Genomic DNA, 26066 nt, shown 5'->3' on the forward strand with positions numbered 1-26066 from the left:
GGAGTCTTCACATGCACGAACTGATCCTGCTGCGACATGCCGAAGCCGTGCCGATAGAAACCGCCGGCGATGACCAGCAACGCCCGTTGAGCCCGCGTGGCGAACAGGAGGCGCAGGCGGCAGGGCGCTGGCTGGCCGCGCATGGCGTCCGGCCCGACCGTGTACTCTGCTCGCCGACCCGGCGCACCGACGAAACCGCCCGACTGGCGCTGGCCGCGATGACGGGCGCGCCGCCGCCGCAGGCCGCCGCGGAAATCTACGATGCTTCCCCCGGCGAACTGCTGGCCCTGCTTGACCAGCATGCCGAGACCGGCACGCTGATGCTGGTCGGCCACAATCCCGGCATCGAGCGACTGGTCGCTCTGCTGGTCGAGGGCCGCTCCGACGAGTTCCGCGGCATGCCACCCGGCGCGCTCGCCGTGCTGCATCTGGATGGCGCGCTGGAACCGGGCAATGCCCGGCTGGATGCGTTCTGGTCGCCGTGAGGTCGCTGTTCACCGCATGTCTGCTGGCCGGCCTGGCGCTCACCGCGCCGGCGGCACAACCCACCGAATACCACATCGCCGCCTACCGTTCGCACGCGGATTTCGCCGTGCGCCTGCTGTGGGTGCATACGATCAACGGACGCTTCACCCAGATCGCCGGTCAGCTGCAGGTTGATCCGCGCGGCCTGGCGACGGTCGACGCGCGCATCACCGTGGACAGCCTCGTGATGGATTCCGCCCGCTTCCGCCGCTGGGTGCTGGCACGGGAATTCTTCGATGTCGCGCAATATCCAACGGTCCACTTCGTATCCGATCCGATCGCGCTGACCAGATTGACCACCGGCGGCGTGCTGGACGGCCGGCTCAGCCTGCGCGGGGTGACCCAGCCGGTGCGTTTCGAGCTGATGCCCGCCGTCTGCAGCACGATCTCCATGACGGATTGCGTGATCGAGGCGCATGGCATCGTGTCGCGCAGCGCGTTCGGCATGAACAGTCATTCCGCCGCCCTTTCCGACCAGGTGCAACTGGGCCTGTGGATCAGCTTCGACCCCACAACGGACTGAGCCCATCCCCGTATCATGCGCGGATGCCACGCCCGTACCAGACCCATCGGATCGCTCTGTTCAGCCTGCTCGCTGCAGCTCTCCTGCTGCAGGGCTGCACGCTGTCGCGGGCGCAAATCCGCCGCGCCGATGCACTGGTCGCGGCCACCACCGATCGCAACCTGACTTGTGCCAGTGCCGATCGCTGCGCCATGCCATCGCCATTGCTGGATGCGGCGACCAGGGCGCTCGCGGTGTCCACCCCGCAGCAGCCGGTGCATGTGGTGACCTTGCTCGATGACAGCGAACCTGCGCTGGCCGCGCGCATCAACCTGATCCGCGCCGCGCGGCGTTCGATCGATGTGCAGACTTATATCTGGGATAAAGATGATACCGGCCAGCTGATCCTCAACGAACTGGTGCAGGCGGCACGGCGCGGCGTGCAGGTGCGCATCCTCGCCGATCAGCTGAACTCCTTCAACGACCCGGACCTGCTCGATCGCCTGGCGCGGGCCAGCGCCAACCTGCAGGTGCGGCTGTACAACCCGACCTTCCACAAAGCCCAGACCCAGCCGGTGGAATTCGCCGCCGGCCTGCTCTGCTGCTTCATCCATTTCAACCAGCGCATGCATAACAAGCTGCTGCTGGTGGATGACAGCATCGGCATCACCGGCGGACGCAATTACGAGGACCGCTATTTCAACTGGGACGACAATTTCGACTATATCGATCGCGATGTGATGGTCGGCGGCCCGGCCGCCACCCAGATGGCCGCCAGCTTCGCGCTGTTCTGGCAACACAAGCGAGCGGTGCCACTGACCCATCTGCGCGATGTGAACCGCCGCATGCTCGCCGACAGCGCGGCGCCCGCATGGCCTGCGCCGCATTATCGCCATCCGTTGCGGGTGGCCCAGGTCGAGCAGGCCGCCGAAGATCCTGCGTGGCTGCGGGCATGGCTGGTCAAGCCATCACTGCAGACGGGCTCGGTGGAATATTTCAGCGACCTGCCGGCGAAGACCGACAAGCCGAACAAGCTGCATGCGCGCGAATTCACCCGTCACGTGATGCGCATGGTCAGCGATGCCAAGCACGAGGTGCTGTTGCAGACACCGTATCTGGTGATGAGCAAGCAAGCACAGCGCATCTTCAAGCGGCTGCACCAGCGTCCCGACGCGCCGAGAGTGATCGTCTCCACCAATTCACTCGCTTCCACCGATGCCTTTGCGGTGTATGCACTGTCGTACAAGCACCGCAAGCGCTATCTGACGAAGTTCGGTTTCGAGATCCACGAATTGAAGCCGCATGCGCCAGGGGCCGCCGAGGACTATGAACTGGCCAACCTGGGCACAGACACAGCGGTGCCGTCGCCGGAAACCGCCAGCCCTGCCAGCGCCGAACGTGTGCGCATGCGCCTGCATCTGCTCGGCAGCCACGGCAGCAGCAAGCGACCGGTTCCGCTGCTCAGCGAAGGACGCCGCTTCGGCCTGCACGCCAAGTCGATCGTGATCGACGACGACATTGCGATGGTCGGTTCGCACAACTTCGATCCACGTTCGGATCACTACAACACCGAAGCCGGGGTGATCGTCTACGACACGCGTTTCGCCGCCCAGGTGCGCCAGAGCATCATGCGCGACACGCAGCCGGAAAACGCCTGGGTGATGGCGCCGCGGCAAGCGGTGATACCGGTGCTGACCGATATCAACCAGGCAATCGGCGACGTCTCCGAAAGCCTGCCGTTGTTCGACATCTGGCCATTCCGCTACGCCACCGACTACGAACTCAAGCCCGGCTGCCAGCCGCTGCTCGCCAGTAATCCCGGTTTCTACAGCTGCTATCAGCCGGTCGGTGATTTCCCGGACGTGGCCGTGTCACCAAAGCTGATCATCACCCGATTTATCGCCGCGTTCGGCTCGGGAGTGACCGGCGTGCTGTGAGCGCTACGGCGCGCTGGCGATGTGCTCGCCACGGCTGGAAAAATGCATCGGCAACTCGCCACTCAAACCATCGGGGTGATCGCTCGGCACGGCAAAGTGCCAGTTGCGCACGCTGCGCAATGCATGCTCGTCGAGGACCGGGTCGCCACTGGATTCAACCAGCTTGGCCGCGTTGACGCGACCACTGCCGTCGACGGCGACGTGCACTAGCACGCGACCATCCAGATGCCCGCGCAACTCGTCCCACGACATCGAGGCATCGACCGGCGTCGTCAGCGGCAACAGTTCCACTGGCTCGGCATGCGTAGCCGCCACGATCACGCGGATGGTTCCGTTCGTGCTTGTGCGATGTGTTTGCACCACGCCGCGTGGGGCATGCCAACGCGATGTTGCGAGCGGGGAATGCCGTACGTGCGTCACCACATGATGAGCCGCGGTGATGCGGCGTGCCGCACCACGCCACTCGGCAGTCTGCGCACTGATCCAGCTGGTGCCGGCGATACCGATCACCAATGCCAGCAGGCTCAGGCTGCTGGTCGTTCGCAGGCGCAGCATGACGTGCCAGACAGCAGGATGACGCTGTACGGTGCTTTGATGTTCGCGGTCACGGCCGCTCGAGGATCGCGGTCACGCCCATGCCGCCGGCGGTACAGATCGAGATCAGGCCGCGGCCGGAACCCTTCAGCTCCAGCATCCGGGCCAGCGTGGCGACAATCCGCGCACCTGTGGCGGCAAACGGATGGCCCACTGCCAGGCTGGAACCGTGCACGTTGAGCTTGGCCGGATCGATCGCTCCCAGTGGCGCATCCAGGCCGAGCCGGCTCTTGCAGTAGTCGGCGCTTTCCCACGCGCGCAACGTGCACAGCACCTGCGCCGCGAACGCCTCGTGGATCTCGTAGTAGTCGAAGTCCTGCAGGGTCAGTCCCTGCCGCGCCAGCATGCGCGGCACCGCGACGGTCGGCGCCATCAGCAGGCCTTCGCCGTGGACGAAATCCACCGCGGCCACTTCGGCATCGCGCAGGTAGGCCTGGATCTTCAGGCCACGCTGTGCGGCCCACTCGTCGCTGGCCAGCAGCACGGCGGCCGCGCCATCGGACAGGCCGGTGGAATTGCCCGCCGTGAGCGTGCCGTGGCCGGAGGTCTTGTCGAACGCCGGCTTCAACGAAGCCAGCTTTTCCATCGTCGAATCCGGCCGCAGGAAACCGTCACGCTTGAGGCCACGGAACGGCACGATCAGATCGTCGAAGAAACCGTCGGCGTACGCGGCGGCCAGCTTGTGATGGCTATCCACTGCCAGCTGATCCTGCGCCTCGCGGGTGATCCGCCATTCCTTCGCCATCTGCTCGCAGTGGTCGCCCATCGACTTGCCGGTGCGTGGCTCGGCCACGCCGGGGAAGGAGGGCTTCAGCTCGCTGAAGGAAAACCCGTGCAGCGCCACCTTCAACTTGTCCAGCGGCGTCTTCGCCCGGTTCATTGCCAGCAGGCGCTTGCGCAGGCGCGTGCCGTAGACGATCGGTACATCGCTGGTGGTATCCGAGCCGCCGGCGACACCGGCCTCGATCTGACCTGCCGCAATCTTGTTGGCGACATTGATCGTATTGTCCAGCGAAGTACCGCAGGCACGCGCGGTAGTGATGCCCGGCGTGGTCGGCGCCAGCCCGGAACTCAACACCGCCTCGCGCGCCAGGTTCCAGTCCGAGGCGTGCTTGATCACCGCGCCCATCGCCACTTCGCCCAGCTCCACGCCATGCAGCCCGAACCGTTCGACCAGCGCGCCGAGCACCTTCACCGACATGCCGAAATTGCCAACATCGGCATACGCAGTGTTGTTGCGGCAGAACGGGATGCGCACACCACCGATCACTCCGACGCGCTTTTGCGTGTTTTCCATGCTCGAAACAGTCCGTAACTCAAGTCCGGCAAGGCTAACCCGCCATGCCGTGCGGCGAAAGCCCAAAACGCTGAATGGTAGAATTCGGCTTCTTTACCAATCGTTCGGATGACTGCCTGTGGAAGCGCAAACACTGCTCGCCCTGCCTGTGGTGCTCGCGCTGGAACCGGTCGCCGGCGAAACGCCAGCGCGCATGACGCTCAGCCGCGACGAAGCCGCCGAGTTGGCCGAGCTGATTGCCGCCGACCTGCATGTGCTGGTGCCGCAGGTCGATGCCGTGCGGCTGGCGCTGGCCGGGGCATTCTTCGACCAGGCCGAGCTGTTGCGGCCGGGCTTCCCGGTCTGGGCGACACTGGATGAACTGGCCCGGCGCGTGCCGCGTGGCCGGCTGGACAACGTGGTCGCCTTTGGCAGCCACGACGGTCGCATGCCGGCCCAGCCACTGGAACCCTCGACAGTCTTCGCCAATGGCCCGATGCGACTGCTGCCGATGAGCCTCCTCGCGCCCGCGGCACTGGCCGACGAGTTGTCCGAGCAAATCGAGATCCAGCTAGTCGGCCGCGGCGAAGCCGGTACACGCACCGCCGACTGGCTGATGCGCACGCTCGGCATCCGGCTGGAGCATGTGCGCTATCTCAGCCGCAATGACCTGCTGGCTCTGACCTGCGTGCAGTACGAGCACGTCAACCTGGCTTCGCTGTGGACGCTGCTGGAAGCGGCACTGCTGAGACCTGACCTGGCCGAATCCGCGCTCAGCGCGCGCGGCCTCGGCTTGCGTTACACCGATGGCAGGGTAGAGGCACAGTCGCCGGCACAGTGGCTGGCCGAGCAGGAAGGCGACCCCGCGCAGCGGAGGCACGGGTTTGCCGGCATCGTATTCGAGCTGCGCCAGTACGCCGCGCTGCTCGATGCGCATCAGTTGCCGCTATTGCTGCAATCGGTCGCTGGGCGCGAAGCCGAGGCCGCGACCGGCTATCTGCTGGAGACCCTGGCCGCGGTCGAGCCCGGTTACGACCCGCCGGCACTATTCGCACATGAAGCGCCCGGCTTGGGCGTGGTCGCGCTTACCGTGGCGCAGCGCGGCGATGGTGGCGCTGCCCGTGCGCTGGCGCATGGCTATCCACTGCAACCGCAGGCGCTGGGGGCCTTGCTGGCGCTGCTGGCCGACCGCTACGGCATCGCCGCCGAACTGCACGCGCTGGGCCGGATCGTCCTGGATGACCGCGGCCAGCTCGGCGCCCCGGCGACCGCGCTGCATTGATTCTGCAATGATTTCAGCCAACGGTTTACCGCCGCGGCATTTGTACTGTGGCGGAAACTCGGCGCATGATGGACTGGCGCCGACAGGGGGCGCTCTCCAGCTGACGGAATGACCATGCGGCCGCACAAGTCTGCCGAGGTATTGCCTACGCTTCTCCACGGACCGGACTGGCCCGTAAGAATCTTGAACGGCGCTCCCGCGCTGTTGGCCTATCTCGACTGCGAACAGCGCTTTTGCTACGCCAACGAAACCCATCGCAGCTGGCTCGGCATTGATCCGCAAGCCATGCTCGGCCAGCGCCTGATCGACGTGGTCGGCAAGCGCAACCACCAACTGGCCAGCCCGGCACTGGATCTGGCTTACGCCGGTCAGACGGCCAGCTATGAGGGTGAGCTCTACAACGGTGACGAGCGGCGCTACGCTCACGGTAATTTCCATCCGGATTTCGATACTGCTGGCAAGGTGCGCGGCGTGTTCACCGCACTGATCGACATCACTGAGCGGCGCACGCTGGAACTGCAGCTGCATGAGAGTGAACAGCGCTTCTTCGGCGCGTTCCAGCACGCCGCGATCGGCATGGCCCTGGTCGCGCCGGATGGCCTGTGGCTGCAGACCAACGCCGCGTTCTGCACGATGATGGGATACAGCGAGGACGAGTTGCGGCAGCTCACCACGCGCGACATCACGCATCCGGACGATGTGGCCTATAGCGACCAGCTGCACGCGCAGATGCTGGTGGATCGGGTCGAGTCGTGCCATCTGGAAAAGCGTTACCTGCACAAGAATGGCAATGTGGTGCATGCGCAGCTGAGTGTATCGCTGGTGCGCGGCGACGACGATGCGCCACGCCATTTCGTTGTGCAGATCCAGGACATCAGCCAGCGCAAGACCTTCGAGGATGCACTGCACCGCGAGCGCGAACTGGCCGAAGTAACCCTGCGTTCGATCGGCGACGCGGTGATCACCACCGATCCGCAGCTGCGCATCACCTCGCTCAACCCGATCGCCGAGGCGATGACCGGCTGGACCAGCGGCGAGGCGCAGGGCAGGCTGATCGAGGATATCTTCCAGTTGTTCGACCCCCAGCACACCGAGCCGGTGGCCAATCCGCTGCGCGCGGCGATCGAGCACAACACCATCGTCGATCTCGCCGGCAAGACCTTGTTGCGACACCGACATGGTTTCGATACACCGGTGGAGGATTCCTCCGCACCGATCCACGACCATGCCGGCAACGTGATCGGCGGCGTGCTGGTGTTTCACGATGTCAGCGAGACCCGCTCGCTGGCGCTGAAGATGATCCACCTGACCCAACACGACACGCTCACCGGACTACCCAACCGCAGCCAGCTGCATGGCCACATCGAGCAGGCGCTGGCGGTCGCGGCGAGGCGACAGCAGCATGCCGCGCTGCTGTACATCGACATCGACAATTTCAAGCAGGTCAACGAGCTCTACAGCCAGGCCGACGGCGACCGCGTGCTGCGCGCGCTGGTGACACAGATCCGTCGCTGCCTGCCTGGCGACGAGCTGATGAGCCGTTACGGCGGCGACGAGTTCGTGGTGGTGCTGCCGCATCTGGAGGGTGTCGGCGAAGCGGCCAGCCTGTGCCAGACGCTGATCAACCATTGCGAACAGACCCGCGTCGACGGCCTGCCCGAGCTGGCCCTGCGCGTCAGCATCGGCATCAGCGTCTATCCGGACGATGCCACCGGACCGGAGAACCTGCTGCAGTGCGCGGAGACCGCGCTGGTGGCCGCCAAGGCGCAGGGGCAGCACGGTTACCGCTTCTATACCGCGTCGATGAACGAGCGGATGCGCGCACGGCGACGGATCGAGGTGGCGCTGCGGCAGGCGTTGCCGCGCCACGAGCTGAGCCTGCACTACCAACCCAAGGTGGATGCGCACAGCAGCCGCATTGTCGGCGCCGAGGCGTTGCTGCGCTGGCATGTCAACGGGCGCGAACTGCACAAGCCGGACCAGTTCATCCCGGTCGCCGAGGACAGCGGGCTGATACTGCCGATCGGCGCCTGGGTACTTCGCCAGGCCTGCAAGCAGGCGCGACTGTGGCAGCAGCAGGGCCACATCGTGCCGATTTCGGTGAACGTCTCGCCATTGCAGTTCCAGCATGCGGATTTCTACAGCTGGCTCGACGATGTGCTGAGTGAAAGCGGGCTCGATGCCGACCTGCTCGAACTGGAGCTGACCGAGCGCATGGTGATGTCCGGCGACGCCACCACCGGGCTGCTGCGAAGGATCCGGCAGCGTGGCGTGCGGCTGTCGCTGGATGACTTCGGCACCGGCTACTGCAGCCTGTCCTACCTGAAGCATTTCCCGATCGATGCGTTGAAGATCGACCGCGTGTTCGTACGCGACCTGCCCGCCGACCACGACACCGCCACGATCACCCGCGCAATCATCGCGATGGCGCGCAGCCTCAACAAGGAAGTGATCGCCGAAGGCGTGGAGACGCGCGAGCAGGGCACCTTCCTGCGCCATGCCGGGTGTTCGCAGCTGCAAGGTTTCCTGTACGGCAAGCCGATGCCAGCCGCCGAATTGCAGGAGTTGCTGGTCAGGCCTGCCTGAGCCGTCTCATTCGCCCGTCAGGCTCTCGTACATCCAGTAATGGCAGCGTTGCATGCCGAGATCGGCATAAGTCGCCTGCGCGCGCTGGTTTTCGGTTTCCACGTACAGCCGCAGTCCGACCGCACCGGCGGCACCGGCGCGTCGCTCGACCTCCGCGTACAGCGCGCGGAACACGCCGCCGCGACGGGCAGCAGGCGCGACATACACGCTCTGGATCCACCAGAAATCGCCGCAGCGCCAGTCGCTCCATTCGTAAGTCACCAGCAGGCTGCCCACGGCGGCGCCATCACGTTCGGCGACCAGGTAGAAACCGCGCTGCTCGCGCTCGAAGACGCCGCGGATACCACGCTCCAGCACCGCCGGATCGAGCCGCTTCTGCTCGGTTTCCCAAGCCATCGCGGCGTTCCAGGCAAGCAGTTCGGGAAGATCGGCGGGTGTGGCGGCGCGAATCAGCAGCGATGGCACGGAGCGACTCCAGTGAGCGGAACGATGCCGCACATCCTAGCGTGCGCCGTCTTCACATGCTGTCGCGTAGGGTCGGGGCCGGTATCGGCACGCCCGGGACAGCAAGAACATGCCCGGCGATAACTGCAACGGCCTGCCCGCGACCCGATTGCGTGTACACCCAAGGAAAGCTCGAATTTTGAATATTGGAAGCACACTCGATCTGCTCAAACTGCGCCGCCTGCGCGCGTTCCGCCGGCATCGTGCAGCCCTGCGTACGAAGCCCGAGCAGGAGCCGGCCCTGCGCGCGGAACTTTTAAGCGCCGACCAGATGGAGCGTCATGGCCAGACCCTGGCCGGCCAGCACCGGCTGAGCACGCGTGTGAGCGCGAACCTGCTGCTGGCGCGACTGGCCGACAACGAGTCGGTGCTGATCCATGCCTGCGAACGACTCACCGCAGCGACCCGGCTGCGGCGACGCATCACCCCGGCCGGCGAGTGGCTGCTGGACAACTTCTACCTGATCGAGGAACAGATCCGCATCGCCCGCCGGCATCTGCCGAAGGGCTACAGCCGCGAACTGCCGCGACTGCAGAACGGTCCGTCGGTCGATCTGCCGCGCGTCTACGACATCGCGCTGGAAATCATTTCGCATGGCGATGGCCGCGTCGACATCAGCAGCCTGAGCCGCTTCATCAACGCCTATCAGACCGTCACTCCGCTCAAGCTGGGCGAGCTGTGGGCGATCCCGATCATGTTGCGGCTGGCGTTGATCGAGAACCTGCGCCGGGTCGCCGCACGGGTGATGGCGGACTGGCGCTATCGCGGCAAGGCGGCGCGCTGGGCCGACGCGATGACCAGCACCGCCGAGCGCGACCCGAAGAGCGTGGTGCTGGTGGTTGCCGACATGGCACGCTCGAACCCGCCGATGACCGGCCCGTTCGTCGCCGAGATGGCGCGCCGGCTGCAAGGGCAGAGCCCTGCGCTGGCACTGCCACTGAGCTGGATCGAGCAACGCCTGTCCGAGTCGGGCCAGAGCATCGAGCATCTGGTGCAGCTGGAGGCGCAGCAGCAGGCCGCCCACCAGGTGTCGGTTGGCAACAGCATCGGCAGCTTGCGCGCGCTGTCGGCAATCGACTGGCGCGACTTCGTCGAGCACACCAGCCTCGTCGAGCAACGACTGCGCGAGGATCCGGCCGGCGTGTATGCCACGATGGATTTCGCCACCCGCGATCATTACCGCCACGTAGTCGAAGCGCTGGCGCGCAAACAGGTGCCGAGCGAACAGCAGGTGGCCGACGCGGTGATCGAGCTGTGTGAGGACGACGCGCTGACAAGGGATGCCGCATCGCTGCAGCGGCATGTCGGCTTCTATCTGGTCGACCGGGGTCGACGAACACTCGAGCAAAAGCTCGGCGTACGGCCTCCGCTCGCCGAAACGCTGCGTCGTTTGCTCGACCGGGCACCGTTGCCGATCTACCTCGGCCTGCTGGCCCTGCTCACCTTCCTGTTCGCGCGCCCGCTGGTGCAGGCGGCTGCGCACGATCAACTGCCACTGTGGACGCTGATCGTGATCGCGATACCGGCCACCATCCTCGCCAGCCAACTGGGGTTGAGCCTGCTCAACTGGTTGGCCACGCTGACCGTGGCGCCGCAGCGGTTGCCGCGGATGGATTATTCGAAGGGCCTTCCGGCCAGCGCACGCACGCTGGTGGTAATCCCGAGCATGATCGGCGGTGCGCAGGACATCGAGGATCTGGTCGAGTCACTGGAGGTGCGCTTTCTCGCCAACCGCGACGAACACTTGCACTTCGCGCTGCTCACCGATTTCACCGATGCGGATAGCGAAACGCTGCCCGATGATGCGGCGCTGCTGCGGCTGGCGCGTCGGCGTATCGAGGCGCTGAACGACCAATACGCCACCGCGCAGGCCGACCGCTTCTTCCTGTTCCACCGGCCACGCCTGTGGAACGCGGCCGAACAGTGCTGGATGGGTCACGAGCGCAAGCGCGGCAAGCTGGCCGATCTCAACGGGCTGCTGCGTGGCAACGCGCACGACCGCTTCCTGCTGATCGCTGGCGACATCGCGACGCTGCCGCCGGTGCAATACGTCATCACGCTGGATACCGACACCCAGCTGCCGCGCGATTCCGCGCACAAGTTCGTCGGCGCCATCGATCACCCGCTCAACCGTGCGGTATATGACCCCGAACTGCGGCGCGTGGTTGCCGGCTACGCGATCCTGCAGCCACGCGTGGGCATCAGCCTGCCCAGCACCGCGCGGTCACGTTATGCGCAGCTGTACGGCAGCGACGCCGGCATCGATCCGTATACGCAGATGGTTTCGGACGTCTATCAGGATGTGTTCCACGAAGGCTCGTTCATCGGCAAGGGCATCTATGCGATCGATGCGTTCGAGCGCACCCTGGACGGCCGCTTCCCGGAAAACCGCATTCTCAGCCACGACCTGGTCGAGGGTTGCCACGCCCGCGCGGGCCTGCTCAGCGACGTGCAGTTATACGAGGAATATCCGTCGCGCTACAGCGCCGATGTGAAGCGCCGCCATCGCTGGATCCGCGGCGACTGGCAGCTGATGCCATGGCTGTTGCCATGGGCACCGACCGCGCACGACGGCTGGCGCCGCAATGCGCTGACCGCGCTGTCGCGCTGGAAGATTCTCGACAACCTGCGCCGCAGCCTGGTGCCGACCTCGCTGCTGCTGTTGCTGATGATCGGCTGGCTGGTGATCTCGCCGGCGCTGTCGTGGATGCTGGCGGTGCTGGCGATGGTGCTGATTCCACCATTGCTGTCGGCCTTGCTGGATCTGGTGCAGAAGCCGACCGAGGTGCAGCTGGATCAGCATCTGCGCGCCGCGCTGCGCGCGATGGGCCAGCACTTTGCGCGGATGGCGCTGGCGCTCGCGTGGTTGCCGCATGAAGTGCTGTACAGCCTCGATGCGATCGTGCGCACGCTATGGCGGATGCTGGTCAGTGGACGCCTGCTGCTGCAATGGCAGACCTCCAGCGACGTGGAACGGCACAGCAATAACGCGCCCGGAACGCTGTGGCGCCTGATGTGGGTCGGCCCGCTGCTGGCGGTCTTGCTGGCCGTGACGCTGGCGCTGCAACGTCCGCTGGTGCTGATCCTCGCTGCACCACTGTTGGTGCTGTGGCTGCTGTCGCCCACGATCGCCTGGTGGATCAGCAAACCACGCGTGCCCACCACGTTTGCGCCGAACACAGTGCAGTTGCGCTTCCTGCGCACACTGGCGCGACGGACTTGGGCCTTCTTCGACGCGCATGTCGGCCCGGACGATCACTGGCTGCCGCCGGACAACCTGCAGGAACAGCCCGCGCCAGCGATTGCCCACCGCACCTCGCCCACCAATATCGGGCTGGCCTTGCTGGCGAATCTGGCCGGCCATGATTTCGGTTTCCTCAGCACCGGCCGGCTGCTCGAACGCACGCGCCAGACGCTGGCCACGATGCACACGTTGCCGCGCCATCGCGGCCATTTCTACAACTGGTACGACACGCTGAGCCTGCAGCCGCTGGCGCCGCTGTATATCTCGGCGGTGGACAGCGGCAACCTCGCCGGCCATCTGCTGACCTTGCGCCCGGGCCTGCTGGGGCTGCTCGACGAACCAGTATTCCAGCCAAGCGCGCTGCAAGGCCTGCTCGATACCCTCGGCGTGCTGCACGACACGCTCGACAGCGTCGGACTCGATGCGTTGAAGCCGATGCAGCAGGCACTGGAAACTGCGCTGGCCACGCCACTGACCACCACCAGCGCGGCCCTGGCCGTGCTGCAACGCCAACTCGACGATGCCCATGCGCTGGCGCAGACAATCGCTGTCGAGCCCGGCAGCGATGCGGAATTCTGGCTTGATGCATTGCTGGTCCAGTGCAGCGACCTATACGACGAAGCGATCGCGTTCAATCTCGATCCGCCATCCGATGATGACGGCGGCTTCAGCGGCATCCCCACGCTGCGGCAGCTGGCGCGGATCGAGCCATTGTGCTGGCCGTCCGCACACGACGCCGACACCCTGCGTGAACGGGCAAACGCGCGCATCGCCGCGATCGAACACCTCGCGCAGCAGGCCGGCGAACTGGCGCTGATGGATTACCGCTTCCTGTACGACAGCGCGCGCGACTTGCTGGCGATCGGCTACAACGTCGACGAGCGCCGGCTCGATGCGGGCTTTTACGACCTGCTGGCCTCGGAGGCACGGCTGGCCAGCTTCGTCGCGATCGCGCAAGGCCAGTTGCCGCAGGACAACTGGTTCTCGCTGGGCCGGTTGCTGACCACCAGTGGCGGCGAACCGGTGCTGCTGTCGTGGACCGGTTCGATGTTCGAATACCTGATGCCGATGCTGGTGATGCCGAGCTACGAAGGCACTTTGCTCGACCAGACCTGCCGCGCCGCGGTGGCGCGGCAGATCGAATACGGCAACCAGTTGAACCTGCCGTGGGGTGTTTCCGAATCCGGTTACAACACACTCGATGCGCATTTCACCTATCAGTACCGCGCGTTCGGCGTGCCTGGACTCGGCCTGAAACGCGGACTCGGCGACGACGTGGTGATCGCGCCGTATGCCAGCGTCATGGCGATGATGGTGGCGCCGGCTGCGGCCACCCGGAACCTGCAGCGGCTGGCGGAGGTTGGCGCGCAAGGGCGCTTCGGCCTGTACGAAGCGATCGACTACACCCCGGCGCGGTTGCCGCTGGGGCAGACCTCGGCGCTGGTGCGCTCGTTCATGGTGCATCACCAGGGCATGAGCCTGCTGGCGCTGGACTACGCGCTGCTGGGCAAGCCGATGCAGCGGCGCTTCGAATCCGATCCACAGTTCCAGGCCACCAGCCTGCTGCTGCAGGAGCGCATTCCGCGCACCGCCGCCGAATACATACATACGTCCAGTGTCCCCGAAACGGACAGCCATTCGCGCGCCGCCGAAGCGCGCCTGCGTGTGTTCGCCGATCCGGACCGGCTGCGTCCGGCGGTGCAGCTGCTGTCGAACGGCCATTACCACGTCATGCTCAGCAGCGCCGGTGGCGGCTACAGCCGTTGCGGCGAACTGGCCGTGACGCGCTGGCGCGAGGACATCACGCGCGACCACTGGGGCATGTTCTGCTACCTGCGCGATGTCGCCAGCGGCGAGTACTGGTCCACCACGTATCAACCCACGCTGAAGAAGACCGAGCTGTTCGAAGCGATCTTCTCCGATGCACGCGCCGAGTTCCGCGTGCGCGAACGCGACTTCGACGCGCACACCGAAATCGTGGTATCGCCGGAAGACGATATCGAACTGCGCCGCACCCGCATCACCAATCGCAGCCGCACGCGGCGCACGATCGAGCTGACCAGCTACGCCGAAGTGGTGCTGGCGCCGGCCCTGGCCGATGCGCTGCATCCGGCCTTCAGCAAGCTGTTCGTGCAGACCGAACTGGTGCGCGAGCTGCAGGCGATCGTGTGCACCCGCCGGCCACGCGCGCACGACGAAGCGGTGCCGTGGATGTGCCACCTGCTGGCGGTGCACGACGCCGACATCGACGAGATCTCGTATGAAACCGATCGCGCGCGCTTCATCGGCCGTGGCCGCAGCGCGGCGCAACCGCAGATGCTGGATCGCGAGCAGGCGCGGTTGTCCAACAGCGCCGGTTCGGTGCTCGATCCGGTGGTCGCGATCCGCTGCCGCATCACGCTGGAGCCGGAGCAGTCGGCCACGATTGATCTGGTCACCGGCATGGCCAACAGTCGCGACGCCTGCGTGCAGCTGATCGGCAAATACCGCGACCGCCATCTCGCCGACCGCGTGTTCGACCTGGCCTGGACGCACAGCCAGGTGCTGCTGCGCCAGCTCAACGCCAGCCTCGCCGACGCGCAGCTGTACGAGCACATGGCCACCTCGATCATCTACCCGAACGCGAACCTGCGCGCCGAAGCCGCCGTGCTGCGCGGCAACCGCCGCGGCCAGTCCGGCCTGTGGGGGCAGGCGATCTCCGGCGATCTGCCGATCGTGCTGCTGCAGATCAGCGACCCGGCACGGATCGAGCTGGTGCGCCAGCTGGTGCAGGCGCATGCGTACTGGCGGCTGAAAGGGCTGGCGGTCGATCTGGTGATCTGGAACGAGGATCGCGCCGGCTACCGGCAGGAGTTGCAGGACGCGATCATGGGCCTGATCGCCTCCGGCAGCGAGGCCAGCCTGCTCGATCGCCCCGGTGGCATCTTCGTGCGCCCCGCGCAGCAGTTGTCCAGCGAGGACCGGATGGTAGTGCAGGCCAGCGCGCGCATCATCCTGGCCGACAACCGTGGCAGCCTCGCCGAGCAGATCAGCCGGCGCCTGGTCGAAACCCATGCGCCACGCTTCGAACCGAGCCGGCCGAAACGTATCGCCAGCGCACTCGCGCCGGTCGCAGTCACGCTGCCCACGCTGCAGCTGGCCAATCCGCATGGCGGCTTCACCGCCGACGGCCGCGAATACGTGGTCGTGCTGGCGGATGGCGACAGCACGCCCGCGCCATGGTCGAACGTGTTGGCCAACCCACACTTCGGCACGGTGATCTCCGAGAGCGGCAGCGCGTATACCTGGGCCGAAAACGCGCACGAATTCCGGCTGACCCCGTGGCACAACGATCCGGTCGGCGATGCCGGCGGCGAGGCGCTGTACCTGCGCGACGAGGAAACCGGCCAGGTGTGGTCGCCGACGCCGTTGCCCGCGCGTGGCAACGGCGAGTACATCACCCGCCACGGCTTCGGCTACAGCGTATTCGAGCACACCGAGGACGGCATCCATTCCGAGTTGTGGGTGTATGTGGCGCTGGATGCCTCGGTGAAATTCTCGGTGCTGAAGTTGCGCAACGACTCCGGCCAGCCGCGCAAGCTCAGCGTCACCGGCTACGTCGAGTGGCTGCTGGGCGATTTGCGCGAGAAGACAGCGATGCACGTGGTCACCGAATCGGACACGGCCAGCGGCGCGTTGTTCGCGCGCAACGCGTACAACAGCGAGTTCCCGAACCGGGTGGCGTTCTTCGACCTCGAAGATCCATCGCGCACCATCGACGGCGACCGCGGCGAATTCCTCGGCCGCAACGGCAGCATGGGCGCACCCGCCGCACTGGGCCGCACGCATCTGTCCGGCCGCCTCGGCACCGGACTCGATCCCTGCGCGGCCCTGCAGTCGAACCTCACGCTGGACGACGGTGAGCAGCGGCAGGTGATCTTCCGGCTCGGGCTGGGCCGCAATGCCACCGACGCCGGCGCGCTGGTGCAGCGTTTCCGCGGCAACGGCTCGGCCGCCGATGCGCTGGCCAGGGTGCGTGCGCACTGGGCGCGCACGCTGGGCGCAGTGCAGGTCCGCACGCCGGAGCCAGCGCTCGATGTGCTGGCCAACGGCTGGCTGCTGTACCAGACCATCGCCTGCCGGTTGTGGGCACGCAGCGGCTACTACCAGTCCGGCGGCGCATTCGGCTTCCGCGACCAGTTGCAGGATTCGATGGCGGTGATCCATGCCGCGCCCGAACTGGCACGCGCGCAAGTACTGCTATGCGCTGCCCACCAGTTCCCCGAAGGCGACGTGCAGCACTGGTGGCATCCGCCGCTGGATCGCGGCGTGCGCACCACCTGTTCCGACGACTACCTGTGGCTGCCACTGGCCGCCAGCCGCTACGTGCTGGCCACCGCCGACACCGGCGTGCTCGATGAAAAGGTTGGCTATATCGAAGGTCGGCCGCTGCATCCGGGCGAGGAGTCCTACTACGACCTGCCGCAACATTCCGGCCTGCGCGAAACGCTGTACCAGCATTGCATGCGCGCGATCGAGCACAGCCTGCCACGCGGCGCACACGGGCTGCCGCTGATCGGCAGCGGCGACTGGAACGACGGCATGAACCGGGTCGGCGAAAAGGGCTTCGGTGAAAGCGTGTGGCTGGGTTTCTTCTCCTGCGAAGTGCTGACGCGCTTCGCCGAAGTGGCCCGGCTGCATGCGGATGAAACCTTCGCACTGCGCTGCGAGGACGAAGTCGCCAAGCTGCGCAACGCGCTGGAGCAGCACGCCTGGGATGGCGCCTGGTATCGCCGCGCCTACTTCGACGACGGCACACCGCTCGGTTCCAGCAGCAACGACGAATGCCGCATCGACTCGATCGCGCAGAGCTGGTCGGTGCTGTCCCATTCCGGCTCACCCGAACGCCAGCAACAGGCGATGACCTCGCTCGACCAGCATCTGGTCCGGCGCGATGCCGGCCTGGTGCAACTGCTCGATCCGCCGTTCGACAAGTCGCCACTGGACCCCGGCTACATCAAGGGCTACGTCCCCGGCGTGCGCGAGAATGGCGGCCAGTACACCCACGCCGCGATCTGGGCCACGATGGCCTTCGCCGAACTCGGCGACAGCGCACGCGCCTGGGAACTGCTGCGCATGATCAACCCGGTCAGCCACGGCAGCGACGCGACTGAAATGGATGTCTACAAGGTCGAGCCCTACGTGGTCAGCGCCGACGTCTACGGAGTCGAGCCGCACGTGGGCCGCGGTGGCTGGAGCTGGTACACCGGTTCGGCCGGCTGGATGTACCGGCTGATCGTCGAGTCGCTACTCGGCCTGCGGCTGGAAGCCACCCGCCTGCGCTTCGCACCGGTGTTGCCCGCCGAGTGGGAAGGGTTCTCGCTGGACTATCGCCATCACGACACGCTGTACCGAATCAACCTGCGACAGAGCGATGTCGGCACAGTGAGTACTGTGTGGCTGGATGGTGTGGCGCAGGCGGATGGCTGCATTGCGCTTGTGGATGATGGGGTGGAGCACAGCGTGGAGCTCAATCATCCGCGCGCGTAAATGTCTCTGATCCCTTTGATGGCTGTGGGTCAGGTTGCAGGAATACACTGCACATTGAAATCTACTTAGCGTTAGCACCCAATGGCACTTCACGATTGCGCCCACACATTTGAAGAACTAGCTATAACTGTTCTTCCCGCTCTCATGGCTAAGATGCAATCCGCACTCGCCGACCCGCGACAAATGGAAGCATTTGCGCAACCCGGCGCAGGTGTCAAAGCACTACTCAATGAGTTCGAGCTTACTCAAGATTTCCCGGGCTGCTATGTCCTGCAAGAAAACGGAAAGCCAATTTACGTCGGAATTTCAAGGGGTGTGATTGGCCGCCTGAGGCAACATGTATTCGGAAAGACTCACTTTGATGCTAGCTTGGCGTTTCGAATCGCAATGAAAAAACATCCCGACGAAACCGTTGCCAAGCTCACTCGCTCCGACGCAATGTTGAACCCGCTGTTTGGCACTTCATTCGCTGAAGCCCAAGCTTACTTACGCTCGTTGCAAGTCGCATACGTCGCGATCGAGAATCCGCTTGAGCTGTATTTGTTCGAGCCTTACTGTGCACTCAAACTCGACACTCATCAGTGGAACTCGTTTAGGACTCACTGAGTTGAGTACTAACAATTCATTCAAGCCGAAGCCGCTTCGTGGCTCGGCTTAATTCGGGCGTTTATGTGTTTGGGAACCAACGATGAAACTCGGAAGGAACGACCGTTGTTGGTGCGGCTCAGGCGTCAAGTTCAAAAAGTGCCACCTTGGACGTGAGTCACAATCACCGGTTAAATCATGGGAAGCAAGCGCCATATCGAAGAAGGCGTTCGCCGTAAAGTTTTGTTCTGCCCCTGCCGCAATGCATGCCGATTGCACAGGTCTCATTGTTCGAGCACACACCGTCCCAAAGTCTGGAAGTCTCGCAAAGATTGCAGAGAACGGTCATGTATACGCATTCGTCCCAACACTCGAAGACCTCATCAAGCATGACGGCGTCCTTCCACCGAAGTTGGTGGGTGTTAATGGGGCTTCAACATTCACCGGTTTTTGCTCAAAGCACGACAACGAGTTATTTGCACCTGTCGAACAGGAGAACTTTTCGAGTCGACCCGATCAGTGTTTCTTGCTTTCCTACCGAGCTTACGCCCGCGAGGTCTATACGAAGAAAGCCGCAGCAGCCTCGGCAAAACAACACTTGATATTGGATCGCGGCAAGCCAGTCATCGAACAGATTGGCATTCAGGCCACCAGCGCGGCCTATGGTTTGGGACTTTCCGCTGCGCTTAATGATATCGAGCACCACCAGCCAAGGTTTGAAGCACCACTACTCTCGGGCGACTACTCGGCTGTACGAGCTTATGTCATCTCGTTCGATGCACCGCCTCCAGTTATGTGCAGCGGAAGTTTCGCGCCTGAGCAGGATTTCGCCGGTTTGACGCTTCAAGATCTCGCTGACTTGTCTGTCATTCCTCACTTGATAAGCGTGACATCATTCTTTGGCGGACTACACGGGCATGTCGTCTTTGTGTGGCTTCCGGATGACGACCCCGTCTGCCTTCCTTTCGTAAGGAGCTTAGCCTCTATTCCAGATTCCGACCTTTCTTCAGCACTGGTTCGATTCATGTTCGAGTTCTTTGAGAACGTACACATAAATCCCTCTTGGTGGCGTGGGCTGTCGCAAGCACACCAAGAGGCGCTCATCCGCCGCATGGCCGCTTCCGCCAATCCTCAACTCGAGCGTTCGGCAGATTGCCTGCGCCCCGACGAGTGGAGCGTTTCACCATGGGCAGTGGTAAAGCGCGAATGGATCGGCGCTCATCCGTGAAGCTAACCTTTCCCTCAAGCGTACCTACCTATGACAGGTGCGCTTGAGTCAAACTTTGATCGCCAAACACATCGGGATTCAACATGCAGATGTCAGGCATCCCGTTCGGCACGACTGACTGGTCGACGATCGAACGAACTGAACACAAAGGCGTCAGCGGCATCGCCTACTGGCGTACACAGCAGCTTGGAAGCATCCGCGTTCGGATGGTCGAGTACACGCCTGGCTACTTCGCGGATCACTGGTGCGTTAAGGGGCACGTACTGCTGTGTGTCGATGGAGAGCTTCACACCGAACTGGAAGACGGCCGCAAGTTCACCCTGACCGCTGGCATGAGCTATCAAGTCGCCGACAACGCGGAGCCGCACCGGTCGTTCACCGAAGTCGGGGCTAAGCTTTTCATTGTCGATTGAAGACCACGCGCACACCCTTTCATCGAGCAGACTCACTTCACCCATGACCCTCATCCGCCCCTTCCAGGAAACCGACTGGCCCGCCGTCTGGTCGATCCTGCACGCGACCTTCCAGTCCGGCGACACACTCGCCAACTCACCGCAAAGCACCGAGGCTGAAACGCGCCGGGCCTGGGTAGAGCTTCCGGCCGCGACCTTCGTGGCCTGTGCGCCGAACGGGCAGGTGTTGGGCAGCTATATCCTCAAGCCCAACCAGCCGGGTCTTGGCAGTCACGTCTGCAACTGTGGCTATGTGGTCGCCGCTGAGGCACAAGGTCAGGGCATTGCATCGGTGATGTGCGTGCACTCGCAAGTGGAAGCGCTGTCGATGGGCTTTCTCGCGATGCAGTTCAACCTGGTCGTATCGACCAACGAACGCGCCGTGCGCCTGTGGAAGAAGCTTGGCTTCAGCGTGGTCGGCACGCTGCCGCGGGCTTTCCGGCACCAGCGCCTCGGCTTGGTCGATGCGCTGGTGATGTTCAAGGAGCTCGGGGAAATAACGAATGCCAAATGACGATCGCACCAAGGTCATTCACCGCAGGACGCCGGAATCGGCGGCCATGGTGGCAAACGTCAAACGAGCGATGGCGATCACCACCGCACTTAACCGCTTGACGTTCGACGATGCCGACGAAATCCGGGCCTTGTTCAGCGAACTCATCGGTAAAAAGGTCGACGAGAGCTTTTCGCTGATCCCGCCGTTCTATACCGCCGGCGGGGACGAAATCCGCGTCGGGCGCAATGTCTTCGTCAATCAGAACTGCACGTTCTATGACCTCGGCGGCCTCGACATCGCGGACGATGTGATGATCGGGCCGAACGTGAGCATCATCACGGCGGGCCATCCGCTTGAACCTTCGCAGCGACGCTCGACCACCATTGGCAAGCCCATCGTGATCGAGAAAAACGTCTGGGTCGCAGCCGGCGCAATGATTATCGGCGGGGTGACGGTAGGCGAAAACTCGGTGGTGGCTGCGGGTTCGGTCGTCACCAAGGACGTTCCCCCAAATACCCTGGTCGGAGGAAATCCGGCGCGGGTCATTCGTTCGATTGGCGACAACTGAAGAAACAATCCAGCGAGCTGACTACCCAATAATCAGAGGCATGTTCCTCGATCAGGAAACCTGCTTCTTGAGCTTCTTCGTGGCAGGCAACTGTGGCCCTACGCCGTGCATCAGCAGCGCGAGCGCATGCCGCGCGATCTCCTTGGCACCCAGCTCGCGGCGCAGCGGGTCATCGCGCCACATCTTCACCGCGGTGAGTGGCAGCATGGTCAGCCCGAGCAGGGACATGAACACCAGTGAAGGTTCCAGATTCGCATTCAACCGTCCTTCGGCCTGCCAGCGCACGATGCATTGAAACGCGGATTTCTGGTGGGCGTCGCCGAAACGCTCGCGGATCCGATCCCTGAGCAGGCTGCCTTCGCTGAGCACGCCGCGCATCCAGATCGAGGCAAACCACGGGTATTCCTCCGCGATGCTCATGAAGCGTTGCACCAGCTGGGTGATCGCCGCCGTCGGATCGTCCGCGTTGGCCTCGAACACCTCCTCGATGGATTTCCGGACCGGCAAGAAACGTTCATCGATCAGCACATCGAGCAACTGCTCACGCGTCTTGAAGTAGTAATGCAGCATCGCCGGCGTCACCCCGGCCGCCTTGGCAATCGCGGCGAGCGTGGTATCGGCGATACCTTGCTGCGCGAACAGCATCAAGGCGGTGTCGATCAGCCGGTTGCGCTGATCGACGGCGCTGGCGCCGCCGGTCGGTCGGCCCGGACGACGTGGCAAGGCGCTTCGTTTCTTCACTGCTTTCGGCTCGCGTGCCGCCGGCTTGTCGGGATTTCGCGCTGCCATCTTGAGCTGGCCTGTTGACCGGTCGGGATACTTCCCCGTATATTAATTACCTAGTTAATTAATATCAAGACCAGGCACACCCATGAGCGCCGATATTTCCGCACCCGTCGAGGCCGTAGACACGGCTTCGGCTTCGCCGCAGGCACCGACTCGCGAGCATCCGCCAATCCGGCTGCTGTTCTCGGCATTGCTGCTGGTGATGCTGCTTGCCGCGCTCGATCAGACGATCGTGTCCACCGCGTTGCCGACGATCGTCGGTGAGCTGGGCGGTCTGGAAAGTCTGTCGTGGGTGGTCACGTCCTACCTGCTGGCATCGACGATCGTGGTGCCGCTGTACGGCAAGCTGGGTGATCTGTTCGGCCGCAAGATCGTCCTGCAGGTGGCGATCGTGCTGTTCCTGCTCGGCTCGGCCCTGTGCGGGCTGGCGCAGAACATGGCCGAGCTCATCTTCATGCGCGCCCTGCAGGGCCTGGGTGGCGGCGGCTTGCTGGTGGTGACCATGGCGGCGATCGGCGATGTGATACCGCCGGCCGAGCGCGGTCGTTATCAAGGCTTGTTCGGTGGCGTGTTCGGACTGGCCACGGTGGTCGGGCCGCTGATCGGCGGCTTCCTGGTCGAGCATTTCTCGTGGCGCTGGATCTTCTACATCAACCTGCCGCTCGGCATCATCGCGTTGCTGGTGATCGGGGCGGTCTTCAAGCCGCACGTCGCCCACGTGAAGCACAAGATCGACTACCCGGGTGCCGCCTACCTCGCACTGGCGCTGACCTGCATCGTGCTGTTCACGACCCAGGGCGGCACGATTCTGCCGTGGTCGTCGGCGCAGCTCTGGTGCACGCTCGCATTTGGCCTGATCGCGATCGTGGGCTTCATCTATGAGGAAAGCATCGCGGCCGAGCCGATCATTCCGCTCGAACTGTTCCGCGAACGCACCTTTCTGCTGAGCTGCCTGATCGGGCTGGTGATTGGCATGTCGCTGTTCGGTTCGGTGACCTTCCTGCCGCTCTACCTGCAGGTGGTCAAGGGCTCCACGCCTTCGCAGGCCGGCATGCAGCTGCTGCCGCTGATGGGCGGCGTCATGGTGAGCTCGATCATCAGCGGTCGGATCATCAGCCGGATCGGAAAATATCGCCTCTTCCCGATCGCGGGAACCGGAGTTGCGTTTGTTGCGATGGCACTCCTCAGCACCCTGAAGAACTCGACGCCGGTCGAGGTGCTGTACGTCTATGTCGGCATGCTCGGCCTCGGGCTGGGCATGGTGATGCAGGTGCTTATCCTCGCCGTGCAGAACAGCGTGCATTTCAAGCACATGGGCGTGGCGACCTCCGGCGCGACGCTGTTCCGCTCGATCGGCGGCTCGATCGGCGTGGCGGCCTTTGGCGCGATCTTCACCAACGGCTTGCATGCGCGACTGGACCAGCTCATTCCCGCCGGGACCGAATTGCCCCGCACACTCGGACCGACCACGGTGCATCAGCTGCCGCCGGTGTTGCGCGAGGATTACCTGCAGGCTTTCGGCGGATCGCTGCACATGGTCTACCTGGTGGCCGCCGGGATCATCGTGCTGGCTTTCGCGCTGGCATGGCTGCTCGAGGATGTACCGCTGAAGAAGCGTTGACGGGCCAGGGACGCAGCTTCCTGCGGCCGTCGCGTCAAGCCGCGGGCGAGGAGGCTTATGCATCGGTTTAACCTCGCTGCGTGCAGGCTGGAAAGTAGACCCGATGTCCGGCATCTTGGGCGACCAAGTGACCGCTGCATCGTCTACCCCTTGCGCCGTGTTTTTGACGGCGTCCGCCAGCTCCATGGAGAGAGCAATCGTTATGCCGATACCCCGTTCGGATGCCCTGGTCTTTTTCGGCGCCACTGGCGACCTCGCCTACAAGCAGATCTACCCCGCCCTGCAGGCGATGATGCTGCGCGATGGGCTGGATCTGCCGATCATCGGCGTGGCGCATTCCGGCTGGAACGTCGAAAAGCTGCGACAGCGCGCCCACGACAGCCTGGCGCAGGCGGCGAAGCAACATGGCGGCGATGTCGATGAAGCCGCGTTTGCGAAGTTTTCGGCACGTCTGCAGTACGTCGATGGCGACTACAACGATCCGGCCACGTTCACCCACTTGAAACAGGTGCTCGGCAGCGCCAAGGCACCGCTGCATTACCTGGCGATTCCGCCGAGCCTGTTCGGCGTGGTGGTGAAGAACCTGCACCAGGCCGGCTGTGCCGACAATGCGCGGGTAGTGGTGGAAAAACCCTTTGGCCGCGACCTGGCCTCGGCACAGGCGCTCAACCGCACCCTGCATGAGGTGTTCCCGGAATCGGCGATCTTCCGCATCGACCATTACCTGGGCAAGGAGCCGGTGCAGAACCTGCTGTATTTCCGCTTCGCCAACAGCGTGCTCGAGCCGGTATGGAACAACCGCTATGTCGACAGCGTGCAGATCACCATGGCCGAGCAGTTCGGCGTGGATGGCCGTGGCAGCTTCTACGAAGGCGTCGGTGCGATCCGCGACGTGCTGCAGAACCACCTGCTGCAGGTGACCTCGCTGCTGGCGATGGATGCGCCGATCGGCAACGACCCCGCCTCGCTGAATGCGGAAAAGCTGCGCTTGTTCCGCGCGATGCGCCCGCTCGATCCGAAGGAAGTGGTGCGCGGCCAGTTCAACGGCTATCGCCAGGTCGACGGCGTGGCGCCGGATTCCAACGTGGAGACGTTCGTCGCGCTGCGCCTGCACATCGACACCTGGCGCTGGGCCGGCGTGCCGTTCTACATCCGTACAGGCAAGAACCTGCCGATCACCACCACCGAGGTGATCGTCGACATGAAGACGCCGCCGCTGTCGGTGTTCGACGAGATCACGCCGCCGCAATCGAACTACTTCCGCTTCCGGCTCAGTCCCGAGGTGATCATTGCCGAAGGCATGCGGGTGAAGAAGCCGGGCGAGGCGATGCAGGGCGAACCCGTGGAGCTGGTCGCACATCACCATGCCGCGGTGGAGAAGCCGCCATACGAGCGGCTGCTCGCCGACGCGATGCGTGGCGACAACGCGCTGTTCACCAGCGACGAATGCGTCGAGGCGGCTTGGGCCGTGGTCGACCAGGTACTGCAGCATGAGGGCAACGTGACCTTCTACGAGCCGGGCAGCTGGGGACCGGCCGAGGCCGCGAAGATCGTCAGCAGTACCGAGGGCTGGCATGACCCCGTCGCCGAAGCGAGCGAACCATGCTGAGCGACAACGCCAGTGGTGTCGCTTTCGTCGTCTTCCTGCTCGATGTCGACAACACTCTGCTCGACAACGACCGCTTTGCCACCGACCTCGGCGAAAAACTCGAGCAGGCGTTCGGCACCACCGAACGCGACCGCTACTGGGCGATCTATGCGCAGCTGCGTGACGAGCTGGGCTATGCCGACTACCTCGGTGCACTGCAGCTCTTCCGTGCCGGTCTCGACAACAACCCGGCGCTACTGCAGATGTCGGCCTACCTGCTGGAGTATCCGTTTGCCGCGCGGCTGTATCCGCACGCGCTGGACACCGTCGCGCACCTGCGCACGCTGGGCCCGACGGCGATACTGTCCGATGGCGACGTGGTGTTCCAGCCGCGCAAGATCCAGCACGCGGGACTGTGGGATGCACTTGATGGCGAGGTGCTGATCTACCTGCACAAGCAGCACATGCTGGTGGCGATGCAGCAGCGCTACCCGGCTGCGCATTACGTGATGGTCGACGACAAGCCGCAGATCCTCGCCGAGATGAAGCAGCGCCTTGGCGACAAGCTGACCACGGTGTTCGTGCGCCAAGGCCATTACGCGGCCGCGGCGCCGGCCGACCTGCAGCCCGCGCCGGACCTCACGATTGCGTGCATCGGCGATCTGCGGGGGCGTAAGCTGGAAGACTTCCTGCCAGACACGCCCGTCATCAGCCTTCCGGCAAACTGAAACAAACCGAATTGAACCGAAGTCATGGAGCAAGC

General features: G+C 64.2%; 18 protein-coding genes. 14 read left to right on the forward strand and 4 right to left on the reverse strand.

All coding sequences use genetic code 11. From position 1 onward, the window contains the following. Nucleotides 1-11: 11 nt before the first annotated feature. Genes GSQ75_RS10085 through GSQ75_RS10095 form a run of 3 tightly spaced genes read left to right on the forward strand, consistent with a single transcriptional unit; the run spans nucleotide 12 to nucleotide 2964 of the window. Nucleotides 12-485: a histidine phosphatase family protein gene (locus GSQ75_RS10085; RefSeq protein WP_158754608.1), complete on the forward strand. Its 474-nt coding sequence runs from the start codon at nucleotides 12-14 to the stop codon at nucleotides 483-485. Beyond that, nucleotides 482-1048 carry a YceI family protein gene (locus tag GSQ75_RS10090; RefSeq protein WP_158754609.1) on the forward strand — a complete coding sequence of 189 codons (567 nt, stop codon included), beginning with the start codon at nucleotides 482-484 and terminating at the stop codon, nucleotides 1046-1048. The genes GSQ75_RS10085 and GSQ75_RS10090 overlap by 4 nt, the downstream gene beginning before the upstream one ends. A gap of 23 nt (nucleotides 1049-1071) precedes the next feature. Next, nucleotides 1072-2964: a phospholipase D-like domain-containing protein gene (locus GSQ75_RS10095; RefSeq protein ID WP_158754611.1), complete on the forward strand. Its 1893-nt coding sequence runs from the start codon at nucleotides 1072-1074 to the stop codon at nucleotides 2962-2964. Between the two features lie 3 nt (nucleotides 2965-2967). Here the strand turns inward: GSQ75_RS10095 and GSQ75_RS10100 are convergent, their stop codons facing one another. Further along, the gene (locus tag GSQ75_RS10100; protein ID WP_158754613.1) at nucleotides 2968-3519 is read right to left on the reverse strand and encodes an energy transducer TonB; all 552 of its coding nucleotides are present in this window, start codon (nucleotides 3517-3519) and stop codon (nucleotides 2968-2970) included. Nucleotides 3520-3568: 49 nt separating this feature from the next. Next, nucleotides 3569-4855 carry an acetyl-CoA C-acetyltransferase gene (locus tag GSQ75_RS10105; RefSeq protein ID WP_158754614.1) on the reverse strand — a complete coding sequence of 429 codons (1287 nt, stop codon included), beginning with the start codon at nucleotides 4853-4855 and terminating at the stop codon, nucleotides 3569-3571. Between the two features lie 118 nt (nucleotides 4856-4973). Here GSQ75_RS10105 and GSQ75_RS10110 point away from each other — a divergent pair, with 118 nt between their 5' ends. Both GSQ75_RS10110 and GSQ75_RS10115 read left to right on the forward strand, forming a co-directional pair. Further along, on the forward strand, nucleotides 4974-6116 hold the full coding sequence (locus tag GSQ75_RS10110) for a hypothetical protein (protein WP_158754616.1): 1143 nt from the start codon (nucleotides 4974-4976) through the stop codon (nucleotides 6114-6116). A 183-nt stretch (nucleotides 6117-6299) separates the two neighbouring features. After that, complete coding sequence (locus GSQ75_RS10115; protein WP_254058528.1) at nucleotides 6300-8702, forward strand: GGDEF and EAL domain-containing protein; 2403 nt, start codon at nucleotides 6300-6302, stop codon at nucleotides 8700-8702. Nucleotides 8703-8708: 6 nt separating this feature from the next. On the opposite strand, the gene GSQ75_RS10120 is transcribed toward GSQ75_RS10115, so the two are convergent. Beyond that, complete coding sequence (locus GSQ75_RS10120; RefSeq protein ID WP_174236718.1) at nucleotides 8709-9167, reverse strand: GNAT family N-acetyltransferase; 459 nt, start codon at nucleotides 9165-9167, stop codon at nucleotides 8709-8711. A 178-nt stretch (nucleotides 9168-9345) separates the two neighbouring features. Between GSQ75_RS10120 and GSQ75_RS10125 the strand changes: the two genes are divergently transcribed. The 6 genes from GSQ75_RS10125 to GSQ75_RS10150 all read left to right on the forward strand — a co-directional run bounded on the left by GSQ75_RS10125 (nucleotide 9346) and on the right by GSQ75_RS10150 (nucleotide 21308). Beyond that, the gene (locus GSQ75_RS10125) at nucleotides 9346-17979 is read left to right on the forward strand and encodes a glucoamylase family protein (RefSeq protein WP_216840662.1); all 8634 of its coding nucleotides are present in this window, start codon (nucleotides 9346-9348) and stop codon (nucleotides 17977-17979) included. Between the two features lie 81 nt (nucleotides 17980-18060). Then, on the forward strand, nucleotides 18061-18585 hold the full coding sequence (locus GSQ75_RS10130; RefSeq protein WP_158754622.1) for an excinuclease ABC subunit C: 525 nt from the start codon (nucleotides 18061-18063) through the stop codon (nucleotides 18583-18585). Between the two features lie 82 nt (nucleotides 18586-18667). After that, nucleotides 18668-19792 carry an SEC-C domain-containing protein gene (locus GSQ75_RS10135; RefSeq protein WP_158754623.1) on the forward strand — a complete coding sequence of 375 codons (1125 nt, stop codon included), beginning with the start codon at nucleotides 18668-18670 and terminating at the stop codon, nucleotides 19790-19792. A gap of 83 nt (nucleotides 19793-19875) precedes the next feature. After that, nucleotides 19876-20205: a DHCW motif cupin fold protein gene (locus tag GSQ75_RS10140; protein ID WP_158754626.1), complete on the forward strand. Its 330-nt coding sequence runs from the start codon at nucleotides 19876-19878 to the stop codon at nucleotides 20203-20205. Between the two features lie 43 nt (nucleotides 20206-20248). Then, nucleotides 20249-20758, forward strand: coding sequence for a GNAT family protein (locus GSQ75_RS10145; RefSeq protein ID WP_158754628.1), 510 nt, complete (start codon nucleotides 20249-20251; stop codon nucleotides 20756-20758). Beyond that, on the forward strand, nucleotides 20748-21308 hold the full coding sequence (locus GSQ75_RS10150; RefSeq protein ID WP_158754630.1) for a sugar O-acetyltransferase: 561 nt from the start codon (nucleotides 20748-20750) through the stop codon (nucleotides 21306-21308). The genes GSQ75_RS10145 and GSQ75_RS10150 overlap by 11 nt, the downstream gene beginning before the upstream one ends. A 51-nt stretch (nucleotides 21309-21359) precedes the next feature. Here GSQ75_RS10150 and GSQ75_RS10155 read toward each other — a convergent pair whose 3' ends face one another. Then, the gene (locus GSQ75_RS10155; protein ID WP_158754632.1) at nucleotides 21360-22097 is read right to left on the reverse strand and encodes a TetR/AcrR family transcriptional regulator; all 738 of its coding nucleotides are present in this window, start codon (nucleotides 22095-22097) and stop codon (nucleotides 21360-21362) included. Nucleotides 22098-22179: 82 nt separating this feature from the next. Here GSQ75_RS10155 and GSQ75_RS10160 point away from each other — a divergent pair, with 82 nt between their 5' ends. The 3 genes from GSQ75_RS10160 to GSQ75_RS10170 all read left to right on the forward strand — a co-directional run bounded on the left by GSQ75_RS10160 (nucleotide 22180) and on the right by GSQ75_RS10170 (nucleotide 26031). Further along, nucleotides 22180-23715 (forward strand): MDR family MFS transporter, encoded by a 1536-nt coding sequence (locus GSQ75_RS10160; protein WP_158754633.1) that lies wholly within the window; start codon nucleotides 22180-22182, stop codon nucleotides 23713-23715. A 202-nt stretch (nucleotides 23716-23917) separates the two neighbouring features. After that, on the forward strand, nucleotides 23918-25324 hold the full coding sequence (zwf, locus tag GSQ75_RS10165) for a glucose-6-phosphate dehydrogenase (protein ID WP_158754636.1): 1407 nt from the start codon (nucleotides 23918-23920) through the stop codon (nucleotides 25322-25324). Further along, entirely contained in the window at nucleotides 25318-26031 is a 714-nt protein-coding gene (locus GSQ75_RS10170; RefSeq protein ID WP_158754638.1) for an HAD family hydrolase, read from the forward strand. The genes zwf and GSQ75_RS10170 overlap by 7 nt, the downstream gene beginning before the upstream one ends. Nucleotides 26032-26066: the final 35 nt, after the last annotated feature.

Source organism: Dyella sp. S184 (genome assembly GCF_009766065.1).
Classification (GTDB): domain Bacteria; phylum Pseudomonadota; class Gammaproteobacteria; order Xanthomonadales; family Rhodanobacteraceae; genus Rhodanobacter.